Origin of the sequence: Streptomyces sp. NPDC057963 (assembly GCF_042887155.1) — a bacterium.
Taxonomy (GTDB): domain Bacteria; phylum Actinomycetota; class Actinomycetes; order Streptomycetales; family Streptomycetaceae; genus Streptomyces.
The window spans coordinates 43,568-59,818 of sequence record NZ_JBHVPX010000006.1 but is presented as its reverse complement, the minus strand read 5'-3'; the positions used below and the strand labels follow the sequence as shown (position 1 = coordinate 59,818).

Below are 16,251 nucleotides of genomic sequence, written 5' to 3'. Positions count from 1 at the left end.
AGTCCCGCCGGCGGACCGCCGCTCCGCAGACGGCCCACCGGCGGACCGCCGCCCCGCAAGCCGACACCCAAGGAGAGCAGTCTCCCGATGACGACGACCGCCATCACCAACATCGCCGCCCTGGTCACCAACGACCCCTCCCTCCACGCGGATTCCCCCCTGGGCCTGATCCGGGACGCGGCCGTCGTCATCGAGGGCGACCGGGTCGTCTGGACCGGCGAGTCGAGCAGAGCCCCCGCCGCCGACAACGCCGTCGACGCGGGCGGCCGGGCGGCGATCCCCGGCTTCGTCGACTCCCACTCCCATCTCGTGTTCGCGGGCGACCGCACCGAGGAGTTCAACGCCCGGATGTCCGGCCGCGCCTACAGCGCGGGCGGCATCAGGACCACGGTCGCCGCCACCCGCGCCGCCACCGACGACGAGCTCTCCGCCAACGTCGCCCGCTACCTCGCCGAGGGGCTGCGCCAGGGCACCACCACCTTCGAGACCAAGTCCGGCTACGGCCTCACCGTCGAGGACGAGGCCCGCGCCCTGCGGATCGCCGCCCGGCACACCGAAGAGGTCACCTACCTCGGGGCGCACATCGTCTCCCCGGACTACGCCGACGATCCGGCGGGGTACGTCGACCTGGTCACCGGGGCGATGCTCGACGCCTGTGCCCCGTACGCCCGTTGGATCGACGTCTTCTGCGAGAAGGGCGCCTTCGACGGGGACCAGGCCCGTGCCGTCCTCACCGCCGGCCGTGCCAAGGGCCTGCACCCCCGCGTCCACGCCAACCAGCTCGGCCACGGCCCCGGCGTCCAGCTCGCCGTCGAACTCGACGCCGCGTCCGCCGACCACTGCACCCACCTCACCGACGCGGACATCGACGCCCTGGCCCAGGGCGACACCGTCGCCACCCTGCTGCCCGGCGCCGAGTTCTCCACCCGCGCCACCTGGCCGGACGCCCGCCGCATCCTCGACGCGGGGGCCACCGTCGCGCTCTCCACCGACTGCAATCCGGGCTCGTCGTTCACGTCCTCCATGCCCTTCTGCATCGCCCTCGCCGTACGCGACATGGGCATGACCCCGGACGAGGCGCTCTGGTCCGCCACCGCGGGCGGCGCGGCGGCCCTGCGCCGTACGGACATCGGCCGCGTCGCTCCGGGCGCCCGCGCCGACCTGGTCCTCCTCGACGCACCCAGCCATGTCCACCTCGCCTACCGGCCGGGCGTCCCGCTGGTCCACGCGGTCTGGCAGCGCGGCGAGCGCGTCCTCTGAGCGCGGCCGGCGCGGCACGGTACGGCGCGGCGCGGCGCGGCCCGGCCCGGCGCCTGCGGCCAGGCGTCCATGACGTGCCGTCACATACGGTCACATGCCGTCACATGCGGAAGGACCCGCCCGCTGTCCGGGCAGGTCCTTCCGCAAGGGGCTCGCGGCGCGCCGCGCGGCCGTGCCGCGCGCGGGCGGGATGCCCGCTCACTCCTCCAGCGTCAGACCCTTCCGGAGCTTGACCAGCGTGCGGGAGAGCAGCCGCGACACATGCATCTGGGAGATGCCCAGTTCCTCACCGATCTCCGACTGCGTCATGTTGGCGACGAACCGGAGCGAGAGGATCGTGCGGTCCCGGCCCGGCAGCGAGGCGATCAGCGGCTTCAGGGACTCGACGTACTCGATGCCTTCGAGTCCGTGGTCCTCGTAGCCGATGCGGTCCGCCAGGGCGCCTTCCTGCTCGTTCTCCTCGGGCTTGGCGTCCAGCGAGCTGGCGGTGTACGCGTTGCTCGCGGCCATGCCCTCGACGACCTCGTCGTCGGTGATGCCGAGGCGGTCGGCGAGCTCGCCCACGGTGGGTGAACGATCCAGCTGCTGGGCGAGCTCGTCGCCCGCCTTGGCCAGGTCGAGCCGCAGCTCCTGGAGCCGGCGCGGGACGCGCACGGACCAACTGGTGTCGCGGAAGAAGCGCTTGATCTCGCCGACGATGGTCGGCATCGCGAACGTCGGGAACTCCACGCCCCGGCTCAGCTCGAAACGGTCGATCGCCTTGATCAGGCCGATGGTGCCGACCTGGATGATGTCCTCCATCGGTTCGCTGCGGGAGCGGAACCGGGAGGCGGCGAACTTGACCAGGGCCAGGTTCAGTTCGACGAGCGTATTGCGGACGTAGGCGTACTCGTGGGTGCCCTCTTCGAGGGATTCGAGCCGCTCGAAGAGCGTCTTCGACAGGGCCCGGGCGTCCAGCGCCCCCACTTCGTCGTAGGGCGGGATCTCGGGAAGTCCTTCGAGACCGCCACCGGTGCCGTGGTCGTCGGCGGTGCCGACGGCGGTCGTGGTGCGGGTGCTGCTGGTGGTGCCGGCGCCGGTGGCGTCGGCGTGCGTGCCGTCTCCGGCGTTCGCGGCAGGGGGGTCTGAGTGGGTCCGTCCCTGAGGACATGCTGACGTCGCGTCGTGGATACGCGGTTCGTCGAGCCGGGGTGACATGGTCTCCTCCATCGTTCTCGGCATATGGCTGCCGATGCCCATACGTGTTCCTGCGGTGAAGCGGCGCCTCCGAAGCCGGCCGTGTTTGGGTGTCCCTCTACCCTTACCCGGTCCGGACAGGCAGTTACAAGCGCCAAATGTTGCTGTATGTCCGGTTTGTTGAGGTCTTCGGCTACCACGTGGCGTACGGAACGCGTACTGTTTCGAGGACGTCAGCGACGGCTGCGACGAATCCGCGCACGCCAGGACGCAGGCAGTGACGACGGCAGTGACGACGGCGAAGAGGGACGGGCATGGACCGCGGGACGGTCGGCAGTGCGAACCGGGGTCGGCTTCAGGTCGAGTCCCGAACCGAGGGGCGCAGCGAGGTCGTGACGCCGGTGGGTGAGCTGGATCACCACACGGCGGATCTGCTGCGAGAGCCTCTGGAGAGCGCGGTCGAGCAAGGGCGAGTGCGCCTGGTGGTCGACTGCTCGCGACTCGAATTCTGTGATTCCACCGGGCTGAATGTGCTGCTCGGTGCCCGCCTCAAGGCGGAGGCGGCAGGGGGAGGGGTCCATTTGGCCGGGATGCTGCCGGTGGTGGCGCGGGTCTTCGAGATCACCGGGGCCGAGGCGGTCTTCACCGTCCACGACTCCCTCGAAGCGGCCCTGGACACCTGAGCGTGGCGCGTCGCGCGACCCCGGGTGCCCCACGTGTTGCCCGTGTCACGCGATCCGCGTAGACGAAGTGGGTGTTGTCACGATTCGGCCGGGCAGGAGACACCGGGCGGAGCCGTGGGCGACCCACTCACCCCGTATCCGTACGTGTATCTGTACCTGTACTTGTAACTGTTCAATGGCGACATGGTGAATCGGTGAGGTGAAGCGCTGATGAGCACCACCCGGCAGCATCCGCCGGGCGACCTCGGCCGCGAGCCGGAGGGCGCCGGCACGGGCGCGGACGCGGGCGCCGGTGCGGCCTCCTCCGAACCGGTCGAGCGGCAGTGGCGCACGGTGTCGCTGCGGGGGATCGGCGGCATCGTGCCGACGGCTCGTGACTTCGCCCGCCAGGCTCTTCACGACTGGGGCTGGCTCCCCGCGACGAGCGCCGACGGACGGGCCGCCGCCGAGGACGTCCTGCTGGTCGTCTCCGAACTGGTCACCAACGCCTGTCTGCACGCGGACGGCCCCGAGGAGATGCGCATCGCCTGCACGGCGAAGGTGCTGCGGGTGGAGGTCGTCGACTCCGGTGCGGGACAGCCCGCGCCGCGCACTCCGCACCGGGCCGGCCGGCCCGGCGGGCACGGCATGTTCATCGTGCAGCGGCTCTGCCTGGACTGGGGCGTCCAGCGGGTGGCCGGCCGGCCCGGCAAGACCGTCTGGGCGGAGCTGGCGGCCCCCGCATAGTTCCGCCTCCGGGCCCCTTGCGGGCCCCTCGTCCGCGCCCCGGGTGGTTCCGGGGCCGGGTTCCGGGGCCGTGGGCCCCCGTACCGCACCACTCGGGAGTGCGGTACCGCACCACTCAGGAGCGCGCCGGATCGGCGCGCTCTTTGTCTTCCCTCCACAAGGCCCCGGGCGTACCTTGAGCGCCCAATCTGATGTGTCGTCAGTAATGTGGTGAGGGGAACTCAAGGTGTCCTACCAGAAGCGAACAGCTCTCGCGCTGGCGTCCGCGCTGGCGGGCACGGTGGTGCTGATGGCCGCGCCCGCCGCCCACGCCGCGGTCGTGGACGTCGACTACCAGTGCAAGACCCCGATCGGCGACAAGAGCGCCGTGTCGCCCATCGACATCAAGAGCGTCAGGAGCGGCAGCGGCTACCGGCTCACGATGTCCTTCCAGAAGGGGGTCTCGTCCAGCCCCGTCGAACTGGGCAAGGGCGCGATGAACCCCAGCGCGGTCATCAAGGTGGGCGGTGCCGACCAGGGCCAGGTCCAGGTCTCCGGCGCGCCGAACTCCGCGGCCATACCCGCCAACACCCCGATCAGGATCAGTGACCTGTCGGGTACGTACACCCCGAAGAAGAGCGGCAAGGTCGACTTCACCGCCGGTCTGCTCACCATCAAGGCGCTCGGCACGACCACGACCTGTACCCCCTCCAACAACCCGGGCCCGTCGCTCCGGCTCGACGTGACAGCCGCGGGCAACGGGCAGGGCACCCCGGACACCGGCGGGCAGCTGCCGAAGACCGGTCCGCTCGACTCGGCGGTGGCGCTCGGCACGCTCGGCGGCACGGTGCTGCTGACCGGCGCGGCCGGAGTGCTCTGGCTGACCAGGCGCGGGCAGGGGGCCGCGGGCCGCTAGGGCGTCAGGGCGCTCCCTCCGGACCGGGCCGGATCCGGAGGCGCCCCAGCCCACGAGCCGGCCGCCGTCACGCACCAGGGAGCCGCCCATGCCGTCGCCGACCGGTCACGCAGCCCGACTCGCCCTCGCCGTCCTGCTGTTCACCTTCGCCATGCCCCCGGTGGCCGGTGCCGCGGACCGGGCACCGGCGCCCGGGAGCGCCGCGTCGTGGACGGCGCGGCCCGCGGCGAGCGGTTCCGGGACGGGCGGCGGCAGACCGTACTTCTATCTGGAGGGCCCGCCCGGCACCGTCCTCCAGGACCGGCTCTCCGTCACCAACCCGGGTACGGCCCCGGTCACGGTGCGGCTGCGCGGCGCCGACGCGTACCACGCAGGGGACGGCGGCTCGGCGGTGCGCGACGGCAAGGGCTCCACCGGGGCCGGCGCCTGGCTGCGGACCGCCGCCGCCGAGGTGACCGTGCCGGCCCGCACCCGCGCCGACGTGCCGTTCTCCGTCACCGTGCCGACGGGCGCGACGCCCGGGGACCACCCCGGCGCGCTCGTCGTGGAGGGCGGCGGCCGCTCGGTGGGTGTACGGGTCCGGCTGCGGGTCGGCGGGCCGGCGCTGGGTGCGCTCACCGTCGAGGACGCCGCCGTGTCCGGGCGGACCGTCCACTACACGCTGGTCAACCGCGGCAACACGGTCCTGGCCCCGCGGATCGCCGTCGACGCCGACGGGGTGTTCGGGAGGCTGCTGCGGCGCGAGGCCCGCACGCTTCCGGTGCGGCTGCTGCCCGGACAGCGCGTCAGGCTCACCGAACCGTGGCGGGAGGCCCCGGCGCTCGACTCGGTGACGGTACGTCTGCGGGTCACGGCGGCGGGCGGCGCGCACAGCGAGGCGACGGCCCGTGCGGTCTTCGTCCCGTGGGTGCCGGTGGCCGGTGGCGCGCTGCTGCTCCTGGCCGCGGTCGCCGCGGGCGCGTACGCGTACCGGCTCCGACGCACCCGCGGTCGGCCACCGGAGGACGGCGGCGGTGGCGGTGGTGGTGGCGACGACGGCGGTGGTGACCGCGGCGGTGGCCGGTCCCAGCGGTCCCGGGGCGATCAACAGCACTCCGAGAGCAGGCACGTGGCGAAGGCGGGAGCGGAATCGTGACTGGACGGACCGGACCGGCACCACTGTGCGGCGGCAGCCACCGGCGGGACGCCGCGCCGAGCACCGCGCTGCTGCTCGCCGCGGTGCTCGGCGCGCTGCTGCCCGCGCTGCTGCTGCTCTCCGCGACCGGCGCGGACGCGGCGGGTACGAGAGCCGCGGAGGCGAAGCCCGTGGTCACCCTCTCGAAACAGCAGGCGGGCAAGGGCGGTGAGATCACCGTCAAGGGCAGCGGCTGGCGTCCCGGCACGCTGCTGATGATGCTGATCTGCGGACGGTCCACCCCGGACCGCGGGGTGATCGGCGGCACCAACTCCTGCGCCAATGCCGAGGGCCGTGCCGTCACCACCGATGCCAAGGGCGGCTTCGGCAGGAAGCTGCCGGTCGCCGAGCCGCCGGTGCCCTGCCCCTGCGTGGTGCATGTCGCCACCGTCACCGGGGAACAGGCCACCGCCGACGCCGTGTTCGTCGTCGCGGGCCACCCGGTCGCCGCGCTGCCGAAGGAGACCGGGGGCGGCCGGCTCGCGGTGCTGGCCGCCACCCGGCTGGAGGGCGACAGCGGAATCCTCACCTGGTTCGGCGCCCCGCCCGCCCGGCAACTCGTCTTCACCGTCGGCAACCTGGGCTCCGCTCCGGTCAAGGACCCGGTCTTCCGGGTCGGCACCGCGCACGGCGTCTTCGCCCCGCAGTGGGAGGAGCGGCAGTGGCGCGGCACCATCGAGTCCGGCCGCAAGGCGCGGATCGAGCTGCCGGTCGAGCTGGCGGCGGGCGCCCACGGCGACTACCAGGTCTCGCTGGAGTACGGCGGCAAGGTGCTGGCCGAGCAGCCGTGGGGGGTCGGCCGCCCCTGGGGCGTCACCCTCTTCTGGGTCCTGCTGTGTGTCGTCGTACCGGCCGCCGTGTTCCGGATCGGTATGGCGATCGTCGACAGGGCACGGCCCCGCACCTCGCGCACCCCGGCCCGTGGCAGGCGACTTCGCCGGCGCGGTCCGCGACCGGCCGGGGCGTCCGCCGGGCTCCCGGGGGCGCGCCGTGCGCCGGGGTCCGCCGGGAGCCCCGAGGCCGCGTCCGGGCCCACCACCGCGACCGCGCTGCCGTGGTTCACCCCGGATTCCGCACCGTCAGAGAACAGACCGACGACGAAGGGACATTCGTGAGTACGCAACGGAGGACGGTCGCGGCGGGAGTCGCGATGATGCTCGGCGGCGCGGGCCTACTGCTGGCCGCGAGTCCGGCCCACGCCGCCGACACCTCGTACAGGACGGAGTGCATACCCCCGGCCATCTCCGGGCTGCCGCCCGTGCAGGGCACCACCGTGGTGCGGCTGGCCGCGCCCGCCGAGGCCAAGGTCGGGGACACCGTCGAGGTGGTGTGGAAGACGGTCGAGGCCGCTTCCAGGAACCCCGACATACTCGATCTGGACAAGGACACGGTCAAGCCGACCGGCACCGTCAAGGTGGGCGGCGCGGCCACGGGCACCCTGCAGATGGAGGGGCCGCGGCAGAACCCGCCGATCCCGAAGAACAGCGCCATGGTGCTGCCCGACATGAAGGGCACGCTCAAGCTGGAGAAGGCCGGTGAGATCACGCTGACGCCGGACGCGTACGACATCAACGTCTCCAAGCCGATCTCCACGGACACCAAGTGCAGCCCGAAGGAGACGGTGGGGACGGGCGCGACCATCAAGGTCACGGACGGCGGCGGGGCCACGGCCGCGGGCGGTACGACGAGCGGTTCCACGGGTGGTTCCGCGGGTGGTTCCACCGCTGCCGGCGGTACGACCGCCGGTGGTACGACCTCCGGCTCCACGACCTCCGGCTCCACGACCTCCGGCTCCACGACCTCCGGTTCCACGACCGCCGGTGGTACGACCTCCGGTTCCACGACCGGTTCCACGACCGCGGGCGGCACCACCGCCGGCTCCGGCGGCAGTGGTGGCCAGACCGACTTCCCGGGCAAGGAGGTCTCCGTCCACTTCACCTGTACCTCCCCGGGACCGCCCGACATCGCCTCCAAGGTGACGATCAACGCCAGGAAGAGCGGCGGGAGCTACGCGCTCACGGTCAAGACGGCCAAGGGCGTGATGGACAGCCCGGCCGCGCTGCCGGCGGGCGCGCTCAAGCCGTCCATGGACGTCGTCGTCGGCGGCGCCGACAAGGGCTCGGTGAAGGTGACCGGACCCGCCAACACCGAACCCCTGGAGCAGGGCAAGCCCGTCGACCTCGCCGACATGACCGGCACCTACAAGCCGGGCGCGTCCGGGAAGTCCACGCTCGGCCCCGGCACCCTGACCATCGATGTCACCCTGGGCTCCTCGAAGATCACCATCCCGTGCAAGGTCAAGGGCTCGGTGACCCCGTCGCTGGAGCTCGACACCACGGCCCAGCAGGGCGGCGCCTCCGGCTCCGCCACCTCCGGCTCCACCGGCTCCACGGCCGGCGGCACGGACTCCGGCGGCGGACTGGCCGCCACCGGGGCCGAGGACCACGGCACCCTGCGCGCACTCGGCCTGGTCGCGGGGACGGCGATCCTGCTGGGCGGCGCCGTGTTCACCTTCACGCCGTGGCGCAGGCTGCGCGGCACCAGGTGAGCTGAGCCCATGGCTACGCGTGCGAAGGGCCGCCGCACACCGGGGTGTCGGTGTGCGGCGGCCCTTCGCGCAAGCCGGGTCCGGTGCGTCAGCGCACGGTGCCCATGAGCTGCTTCACCTTCCCGCGGTACATGAAGACCGCGACACCCGCGGCGACGGCGAGGAAGGCCTGCAGGGTGACCACGCCGGTGCCGTTGAGCCGCACACCCGCGGTGGAGAGCAGGCCCGTGGTGCAGTCACCGGCGGTGACGGCCAGGAACCAGACACCCATCATCTGGCTGGCGTACTTGGCCGGAGCCATCTTCGTGGTGACGGAGAGGCCCACCGGCGACAGCGTCAGCTCGGCGACCGTCTGGACGAAGTAGATCGCGACCAGCCACATCGCGGCGGCCTTGTGGCCGTCGGTCGCGATCGTCAGCGGCATCAGGAAGAGGAAGAACGACGCACCGACCAGCACCAGGCCGGAGCTGAACTTCACGATGGTGCTGGGCTCCTTGCCGCGGCGGTTCAGCGCCAGCCAGAAAGCGGCGAAGAGCGGGGCCAACGCCATGATCAGGACCGGGTTGACCGACTGGTACCAGGAGACCGGGAAGGTCCAGCCGAAGACACTGTTGTCGGCCGAGGAGTCGGCGAAGATCGCGACCGTCGAACCGCCCTGGTCGTAGATCATCCAGAAGATGGCGGCGGCGGCGAAGAACCAGATGTACCCGGACATCTTCGACTGCTCGGCGGCGCTGAGCTCCTTGTCGCGCTTGATGCGCGTCAGGACGACGACCGGGATGACCAGGCCCGCGACGGTGATGGGGACCAGGAGCCAGTTGAGCGTGTAGACGCCGGTGGCGACCGTGACGATGTAGAAGACGGCCGCGACGGCCAGCCAGATCATGCCCTTGCGCAGCGTGCTCGCCCGCTCGGCCGCCGACAGCGGCTTCGGCACGACGAGGCTGCGCCCGTCCAGGTGGCGGGTGCCCATCAGGAACTGGGCGAGGCCCAGCCCCATGCCGAGCGCGGCGAGTGCGAAGCCCAGGTGCCAGTTGACGCTCTCACCGATGGTGCCGATGATCAGCGGCGCCGCGAAGGCACCCGCGTTGATGCCCATGTAGAAGATCGTGAAGCCGCCGTCGCGGCGCGCGTCGTCCGGGCCGTCGTAGAGGTGGCCGACCATCGTCGAGATGTTGGACTTCAGCAGACCGGAGCCGATGGCGACCAGTCCGAGACCGGCGAAGAAGGTGCCCTGCGAGGGCAGCGCCAGCGTCAGGTGGCCGATCATGATGACCGTACCGGCGACGGCGACGGTCTTGCGGGGACCCCAGACCCGGTCGCCGAACCAGCCGCCGGGCATGGCGAGCAGGTAGACCAGCGACACGTAGACCGAGTAGATCGCCGTGGCCGTGGCCGGGTTCATGTGAAGGCCGTCGGGGGCGATCAGGTAGAGGGGGAGCAGGGCCCTCATGCCGTAGTAGCTGAAGCGCTCCCACATCTCGGTCATGAAGAGAGTGGCCAGGCCGCGGGGGTGGCCGAAGAAGGTCTTCGCGGAACCAGAGGTACTGGCCGGGTCCTTCGTCAGGCTGGACGCCATGGTCGATCCTTGCGTGCTCGGGACGCGACGCCTCGTGAGCGTGACGCGCCCGGTGGGGGGAGGCCGGCACCGGCACGGCCGCGTCCCACCCCACGCCTGACAGGGGATTCGTCCCGGCCGCCGGGCTCGTCGAGGAGCCGGCCGGAGGGGACGGGGAGCGACCGCGCCGGGATCCACGCCCGGTGCGCGTCTCGCGCTCCGGGCCCGGCCACAGGTCATTCACTGAATTCACGGCTGGCGGGTACCAGCCGGCAGAACAAAAAAAGACCCTCGGCGCTAAAAGCTGCCCAAGGGTCCTTGAGTAGTGCAACAGGCGTCGAGTAACCATACGACACGACAGTGCCGGATATGAAAGGACTTGAGATATGGATCACAGGTAGCGGTGCAACCGCACCCCCCTATTCAAAGGTGTCCCTCCGTTTTATTCGCTGAGCCGCAGGGCTTTTGGATCACCTCACTGGATCCGCCTTCTGCGGACTACCATCACTCCATGACCCGTGTACTGCTCGCCGAGGACGACGCATCCATCTCGGAGCCACTGGCCCGCGCCCTGCGTCGGGAGGGTTACGAGGTCGAGGTCCGCGAAGACGGTCCGACCGCTCTCGACGCCGGCCTCCAGGGCGGAATCGACCTGGTCGTACTCGACCTGGGTCTGCCCGGGATGGACGGCCTCGAAGTCGCCCGCAGGCTCCGTGCCGAAGGCCACACCGTGCCGATCCTGGTGCTGACCGCGCGTGCCGACGAGGTGGACACCGTCGTCGGCCTGGACGCGGGCGCCGACGACTACGTGACCAAGCCCTTCCGCCTGGCCGAACTGCTCGCCCGGGTCCGGGCCCTGCTGCGCCGCGGTGCCACCGAGCCCGCCCCGGCGCCCGCCACCCACGGCGTCAGGATCGACGTCGAGTCGCACCGGGCCTGGATGGGCGACGAGGAACTCCAGCTCACCGCCAAGGAGTTCGACCTGCTGAGGGTCCTGGTGCGTGACGCGGGACGGGTCGTCACCCGGGACCAGCTGATGCGCGAGGTCTGGGACACCACCTGGTGGTCCTCGACCAAGACCCTCGACATGCACATCTCCTGGCTCCGCAAGAAGCTCGGCGACGACGCGGCGAACCCCCGCTACATCGCGACCGTACGGGGCGTCGGCTTCCGCTTCGAGAAGAGCTGACGTACAGAAACACTCATGCGCCGCAGACTGATCAACTCCACGCTCGCCGTGGTGCTCGTGGTGATCGCCGTCTTCGGCGTCTCCCTCGTCATCGTCGAGAGCCGCACCATCAGCAACAGCGCCCAGGAGAGCGTCGACTCCGAGGCGCTGCGGCTGATCAGCGTCGTCGAGAGCCGGCTCCTGGGGGCCGAGCGGATCAACCCCGCGCTGCTGGCCGAGCAGATCTCCAGCAAGCGGTACGCGCTCGTCAAGATCCCCGGACGCGCCCCGCTCGAAGTCGGCAAGCGTCCCACCGGCAGCGTGATCAGCAGTACGGCCAAGGGGGAGCAGGGTGAGCGGGTCACCGTCGAGGAGTCCAGTTCCTCCGTGACCCGTGAGGTCGGCCGCACGCTGATGATCATCGGCGCGGTGGCGCTGCTGGCCATCGTCTCCGCCGTGCTCCTCGCCGTGCGCCAGGCCAACAAACTCGCCTCGCCGCTGACGGACCTCGCCGAGACCGCCGAACGCCTGGGCTCCGGCGACCCGCGCCCGCGCCACAAGCGGTACGGAGTGCCGGAGCTGGACCGGGTCGCCGACGTCCTGGACTCCTCCGCCGAACGGATCGCCCGGATGCTGACCGCGGAACGCAGGCTGGCCGCCGACGCCTCGCACCAGCTCCGTACGCCGCTGACCGCGCTCTCCATGCGGATCGAGGAGATCTCCGTCACCGACGACCCGGAGACGGTGAAGGAGGAGGCGAACATCGCCCTTACCCAGGTCGAGCGGCTCACCGACGTGGTGGAGCGGCTGCTGACCAACGCCCGCGATCCGCGTACCGGCTCCGCCGTCGTCTTCGACCTCGACGAGGTCGTCAAGCAGCAGGTCGAGGAGTGGCGCCCGGCCTACCGGGGCGAGGGACGCGCCATCGTCCGCTCCGGAAAGCAGGGGCTGCGGGCCGTCGGCACGCCCGGCGCGGTCGCCCAGGTGCTGGCCGCCCTGATCGAGAACTCGCTGATGCACGGCGGCGGCACGGTGGCGCTGCGCACCCGCGTCACCGGCAACCAGGCGGTCATCGAGGTCACGGACGAGGGCCCGGGTGTGCCTCCCGACCTCGGCGCCCGGATCTTCGAGCGGACGATCAGCGGCCGCAACTCCACCGGCATCGGCCTCGCGGTGGCCAGGGACCTCGCGGAGGCGGACGGCGGCCGCCTCGAACTGCTCCAGCAGCAGCCGCCGGTCTTCGCCCTGTTCCTCAGCCGGGAGGCCCTGAAGAGGCGGGAACCGGAACGCCCGGTGCGGTGAGCGGCCAGCGCCGTACCGGATCCGCTACCGGCCCACCGGATCCGCCTCGACCCGGGGCACCCGCTCCGTACGCCCCTGCGTCAGGAACCCCTCCGCGCTCAGCACGGTCTCCTTCGTGGGCAGTGCCTTGAACACCCAGGTCCGGTAGGACCAGAAGCGGAACAGGGTCGCGATGCCGATCCCGAGGATCTTGAAGACATTGCTCTGGACCGGGGTGTTCCACCCGAATCCGTACGTCGCCGCGTACAGCACACCGGTCTCGATGACCGCCCCCACCGCGCTGAACAGCAGGAACAGCGTCAGCTCGCGGGTCCGCCCGCTCTTGTCGCGGTCCCGGTACGTCCAGTAGCGGAAGCCGACGTAGTTGAAGAGGATGGCGACGAACGTGGCCAGCAGCCCTGCCCGCACCACCTGGAGATCGGTGGTGCGCCACAGGAGGTTGGACACGGCGATGTTGACGACCAGGCCGAGTGCGCCGACCGCGCCGAACTTGGCGACCTCCCGGGCCAGCAGATCCAGCCGGGTCCGCAGTGCGCCCCGTTCGCTCATAGTGATCGCTCAGCCCGTCTGTCGGTTACGGCAACCCGGTCATGCTATCCAGCCCGTCCGCGGGCTGCCTGTGGGCGGACGGACAGAGGTGGCGATGCTGTGACGCGGCCGCCCCGGCGGGACGGGCGGGAGGGCGTCGTCGGGCGGCCCCCGGGCCGCCGGATACCCTGGAGGAGTGACGTTCCCGGTAGTCGGCATGGTCGGCGGCGGTCAGCTCGCCCGTATGACCCACGAGGCGGGCATCCCCCTCGGCATCAAGTTCAAGCTCCTCAGCGACACCCCCCAGGACTCGGCGGCCCAGGTGGTGAGCGAAGTCGTCGTCGGCGACTATCGCGACCTGGACACGCTGCGCGCCTTCGCGCGCGGCTGTGACGTGATCACCTTCGATCACGAACACGTACCGACCGAACACCTGCGGGCCCTGGAGGCGGACGGCATTCCCGTGCGCCCCGGTCCCGACGCGCTGGTACACGCCCAGGACAAGGGGGTGATGCGCGCCAAGCTCACCGAGATCGGCGTGCCCTGCCCCCGCCACCGCATCGTGAAGGACCCGGCGGACGTCGTGGCCTTCGCGGAGGAGGCCGGGGGCTTTCCCGTCGTCCTCAAGACGGTCCGCGGCGGCTACGACGGCAAGGGCGTCTGGGTGGTCCGCTCCGCGGCGGACGCGGCCGACCCCTTCCGGGCCGGTGTCCCGGTCCTCGCCGAGGAGAAGGTCGGCTTCGTACGGGAGCTGGCGGCCAATATCGTCCGCTCGCCGCACGGCCAGGCCGTCGCCTACCCGGTCGTCGAGTCGATCCAGGTCGACGGGGTCTGCGACACGGTGATCGCCCCGGCCCCGGAGCTGAGCGAGCGGCTCGCGGGAGAGGCCCAGCAGCTCGCCCTCCGCATCGCCTCCGAGCTCGGCGTCGTCGGCCACCTCGCCGTCGAGCTCTTCGAAACCCCCGACGGGCGCATCCTCGTCAACGAACTGGCCATGCGCCCGCACAACTCCGGGCACTGGACCCAGGACGGCGCGATCACCTCGCAGTTCGCCAACCACGTCCGGGCCGTCCTCGACCTGCCGCTCGGCGACCCGCGCCCGCGCGCCACCTGGACGGTCATGTCCAATGTCCTCGGCGGCGACTACCCGGACATGTACCAGGCGTATCTGCACTGCATGGCCCGCGACCCGCAGCTCAAGATCCACATGTACGGCAAGGACGTGAAGCCCGGCCGCAAGGTCGGACACGTCAACACCTACGGCGACGACCTGGCGGACGTGCGCGAGCGCGCCCGGCACGCGGCCGACTACCTGCGAGGAACGATCACCGAATGACTTCCCCCGCCACCGCCGCGCCGGTCGTCGGCATCGTCATGGGCTCGGATTCCGACTGGCCCGTCATGGAAGCGGCGGCCAAGGCCCTCGACGAGTTCGAGATCCCCTACGAGGTCGACGTCGTCTCCGCCCACCGCATGCCGCGCGAAATGATCGCGTACGGGGAGAACGCCGCCGGGCGCGGACTGAAGACGATCATCGCGGGGGCGGGTGGCGCCGCCCACCTGCCCGGCATGCTCGCCTCCGTCACCCCGCTGCCGGTCATCGGTGTCCCGGTCCCGCTGAAGTACCTGGACGGCATGGACAGCCTGCTCTCCATCGTGCAGATGCCCGCCGGTGTCCCCGTCGCGACCGTCTCGGTCGGCGGCGCACGCAACGCGGGCCTGCTCGCCGCGCGCATCCTCGCCGCCCACGACAGCGAGCTCCAGGCCCGTATGGACGAGTTCCAGCAGGAGCTGAACGACCAGGCGACGGAGAAGGGCAAGCGACTGCGCGCCAAGGTCGAGGGCGCCGACTCCTTCGGTTTCGGGAAGTAGGCCCCGGTGCAGAAGGCCGAACAGCTGGAGCGGACCGCGGAGCTCCTCGCCGAGTACCCCGTCGTCGACGGGCACAACGACCTGCCGTGGGCGCTGCGCGAGCAGGTCGGCTACGACCTGGACGCCCGCGACATCGCCACCGATCAGTCCGCCCACCTGCACACCGACATCCCGCGGCTGCGCGCGGGCGGCGTCGGGGCCCAGTTCTGGTCCGTCTACGTACGGACCGACATGGCGGGCGACGAAGCCGTCAGCGCCACCCTCGAACAGATCGACGTGGTCACCGAGCTGATCGGCCGCTACCCCGCCGACCTGCGGCGCGCCCTGACCGCCGACGACATGGAGGCGGCCCGCGCCGAGGGCCGTATCGCCTCCCTGATGGGCGCAGAGGGCGGCCACTCCATCAACAACTCGCTGGGCACCCTGCGCGCCCTGCACCAGCTGGGCGTCCGCTACATGACGCTCACCCACAACGACAACATCGCGTGGGCGGACTCGGCGACCGACGAACCGGGCGTCGGCGGCCTCTCGCCCTTCGGCCACGAAGTCGTACGCGAGATGAACCGCACCGGCATGCTGGTCGATCTCTCCCACGTGGCGGCGACGACGATGCGCGACGCGCTCGACACCTCCGCGGCGCCGGTGATCTTCTCGCACTCCTCGTCGCGCGCGATCTGCGACCACCCGCGCAACATCCCCGACGACGTCCTCGGCCGGCTCCCGGCCAACGGCGGCATCGCCATGGCGACCTTCGTGCCGAAGTTCGTCCTCCCGGCAGCCGTCGCCTGGACCCATGCCGCGGACGAGAACATGCGTGCCCACGGCCTGCACCACCTCGACACCACGGCGCAGGCCATGAAGGTCCACGCCGCCTTCGAGGCGGCCCACCCGCGCCCGATGGCCACCGTGGCGACCATCGCCGACCATCTCGACCACATGCGCGAGGTCGCCGGGATCGACCACCTCGGCATCGGCGGCGACTACGACGGCACCGCCTTCCTCCCGGAGGGCCTCCAGGACGTCGCGGGCTACCCGAACCTGATCGCGGAGCTGTTCGGCCGCGGCTGGTCCACCGCTGATCTCGCCAAGCTCACCTGGCAGAACGCGGTACGGGTGCTGCGCGATGCGGAGGATGTCGCGCGCGAGCTGAGCACGCGCCGGGCCCCGTCGCACGCCACCATCGAGCAGCTGGACGCCCGAACCGTCTGAGCAGCCGGAACCGAAGAAGTGCGGGGCGCCCCTCAAGGGCGCCCCCCCCATAAGTCCCCCCCGGCGCGGGCGGTTGTTGACACCCCGCCCACACACAAACGGGTTTTTAGGCCCGAAAACAAACCAAAGGGAGTGCCCCCCGGGGCGCCGAA

At 71.4% G+C, this 16,251-nt stretch carries 15 protein-coding genes; 12 read left to right on the top strand and 3 right to left on the bottom strand.

Annotation, left to right across the window (positions count from 1 at the left end):
- Window positions 1–87: 87 nt before the first annotated feature.
- Window positions 88–1,260, top strand: a complete 1,173-nt coding sequence (hutI, locus tag ACFVT1_RS15860) for an imidazolonepropionase (protein ID WP_389795576.1) — start codon at window positions 88–90, stop codon at window positions 1,258–1,260.
- 198 nt (window positions 1,261–1,458) lie between these two features.
- Here hutI and ACFVT1_RS15855 read toward each other — a convergent pair whose 3' ends face one another.
- Window positions 1,459–2,457: an RNA polymerase sigma factor SigF gene (locus ACFVT1_RS15855; protein WP_389796170.1), complete on the bottom strand. Its 999-nt coding sequence runs from the start codon at window positions 2,455–2,457 to the stop codon at window positions 1,459–1,461.
- A 293-nt stretch (window positions 2,458–2,750) separates the two neighbouring features.
- Here ACFVT1_RS15855 and ACFVT1_RS15850 point away from each other — a divergent pair, with 293 nt between their 5' ends.
- The 6 genes from ACFVT1_RS15850 to ACFVT1_RS15825 all read left to right on the top strand — a co-directional run bounded on the left by ACFVT1_RS15850 (window position 2,751) and on the right by ACFVT1_RS15825 (window position 8,462).
- Window positions 2,751–3,119: an STAS domain-containing protein gene (locus tag ACFVT1_RS15850; RefSeq protein ID WP_362207226.1), complete on the top strand. Its 369-nt coding sequence runs from the start codon at window positions 2,751–2,753 to the stop codon at window positions 3,117–3,119.
- Between the two features lie 210 nt (window positions 3,120–3,329).
- Window positions 3,330–3,845, top strand: coding sequence for an ATP-binding protein (locus ACFVT1_RS15845; protein WP_362207227.1), 516 nt, complete (start codon window positions 3,330–3,332; stop codon window positions 3,843–3,845).
- Between the two features lie 226 nt (window positions 3,846–4,071).
- A complete protein-coding gene (locus tag ACFVT1_RS15840) occupies window positions 4,072–4,740 on the top strand; it encodes a peptidase (protein ID WP_389795575.1) in 669 nt (222 codons plus the stop codon).
- 88 nt (window positions 4,741–4,828) lie between these two features.
- On the top strand, window positions 4,829–5,875 hold the full coding sequence (locus tag ACFVT1_RS15835; protein ID WP_389795573.1) for a hypothetical protein: 1,047 nt from the start codon (window positions 4,829–4,831) through the stop codon (window positions 5,873–5,875).
- Window positions 5,872–7,029 (top strand): hypothetical protein, encoded by a 1,158-nt coding sequence (locus tag ACFVT1_RS15830; protein ID WP_389795572.1) that lies wholly within the window; start codon window positions 5,872–5,874, stop codon window positions 7,027–7,029. The genes ACFVT1_RS15835 and ACFVT1_RS15830 overlap by 4 nt, the downstream gene beginning before the upstream one ends.
- Before the next feature lie 35 nt (window positions 7,030–7,064).
- Window positions 7,065–8,462, top strand: a complete 1,398-nt coding sequence (locus tag ACFVT1_RS15825; RefSeq protein ID WP_389796169.1) for a hypothetical protein — start codon at window positions 7,065–7,067, stop codon at window positions 8,460–8,462.
- 88 nt (window positions 8,463–8,550) lie between these two features.
- Here ACFVT1_RS15825 and ACFVT1_RS15820 read toward each other — a convergent pair whose 3' ends face one another.
- A complete protein-coding gene (locus tag ACFVT1_RS15820; protein ID WP_389795570.1) occupies window positions 8,551–10,041 on the bottom strand; it encodes an oligopeptide:H+ symporter in 1,491 nt (496 codons plus the stop codon).
- A gap of 490 nt (window positions 10,042–10,531) precedes the next feature.
- Here ACFVT1_RS15820 and ACFVT1_RS15815 point away from each other — a divergent pair, with 490 nt between their 5' ends.
- Window positions 10,532–11,209, top strand: coding sequence for a response regulator transcription factor (locus ACFVT1_RS15815; RefSeq protein WP_362207236.1), 678 nt, complete (start codon window positions 10,532–10,534; stop codon window positions 11,207–11,209).
- 15 nt (window positions 11,210–11,224) lie between these two features.
- Complete coding sequence (locus ACFVT1_RS15810) at window positions 11,225–12,490, top strand: ATP-binding protein (RefSeq protein ID WP_389795567.1); 1,266 nt, start codon at window positions 11,225–11,227, stop codon at window positions 12,488–12,490.
- Between the two features lie 24 nt (window positions 12,491–12,514).
- Here ACFVT1_RS15810 and ACFVT1_RS15805 read toward each other — a convergent pair whose 3' ends face one another.
- Entirely contained in the window at window positions 12,515–13,039 is a 525-nt protein-coding gene (locus ACFVT1_RS15805; RefSeq protein ID WP_389795566.1) for a GtrA family protein, read from the bottom strand.
- Between the two features lie 175 nt (window positions 13,040–13,214).
- On the opposite strand from ACFVT1_RS15805, the gene ACFVT1_RS15800 reads away from it, so the two are divergent.
- The 3 genes from ACFVT1_RS15800 to ACFVT1_RS15790 are packed head-to-tail and all read left to right on the top strand — an operon-like array spanning window position 13,215 to window position 16,099.
- A complete protein-coding gene (locus tag ACFVT1_RS15800; protein ID WP_389795564.1) occupies window positions 13,215–14,354 on the top strand; it encodes a 5-(carboxyamino)imidazole ribonucleotide synthase in 1,140 nt (379 codons plus the stop codon).
- Window positions 14,351–14,890 (top strand): 5-(carboxyamino)imidazole ribonucleotide mutase, encoded by a 540-nt coding sequence (gene purE / locus ACFVT1_RS15795; protein ID WP_389795562.1) that lies wholly within the window; start codon window positions 14,351–14,353, stop codon window positions 14,888–14,890. Before ACFVT1_RS15800 ends, purE begins: the two co-directional genes overlap by 4 nt.
- Before the next feature lie 6 nt (window positions 14,891–14,896).
- Complete coding sequence (locus ACFVT1_RS15790) at window positions 14,897–16,099, top strand: dipeptidase (RefSeq protein WP_389795561.1); 1,203 nt, start codon at window positions 14,897–14,899, stop codon at window positions 16,097–16,099.
- Window positions 16,100–16,251 lie beyond the last annotated feature (152 nt).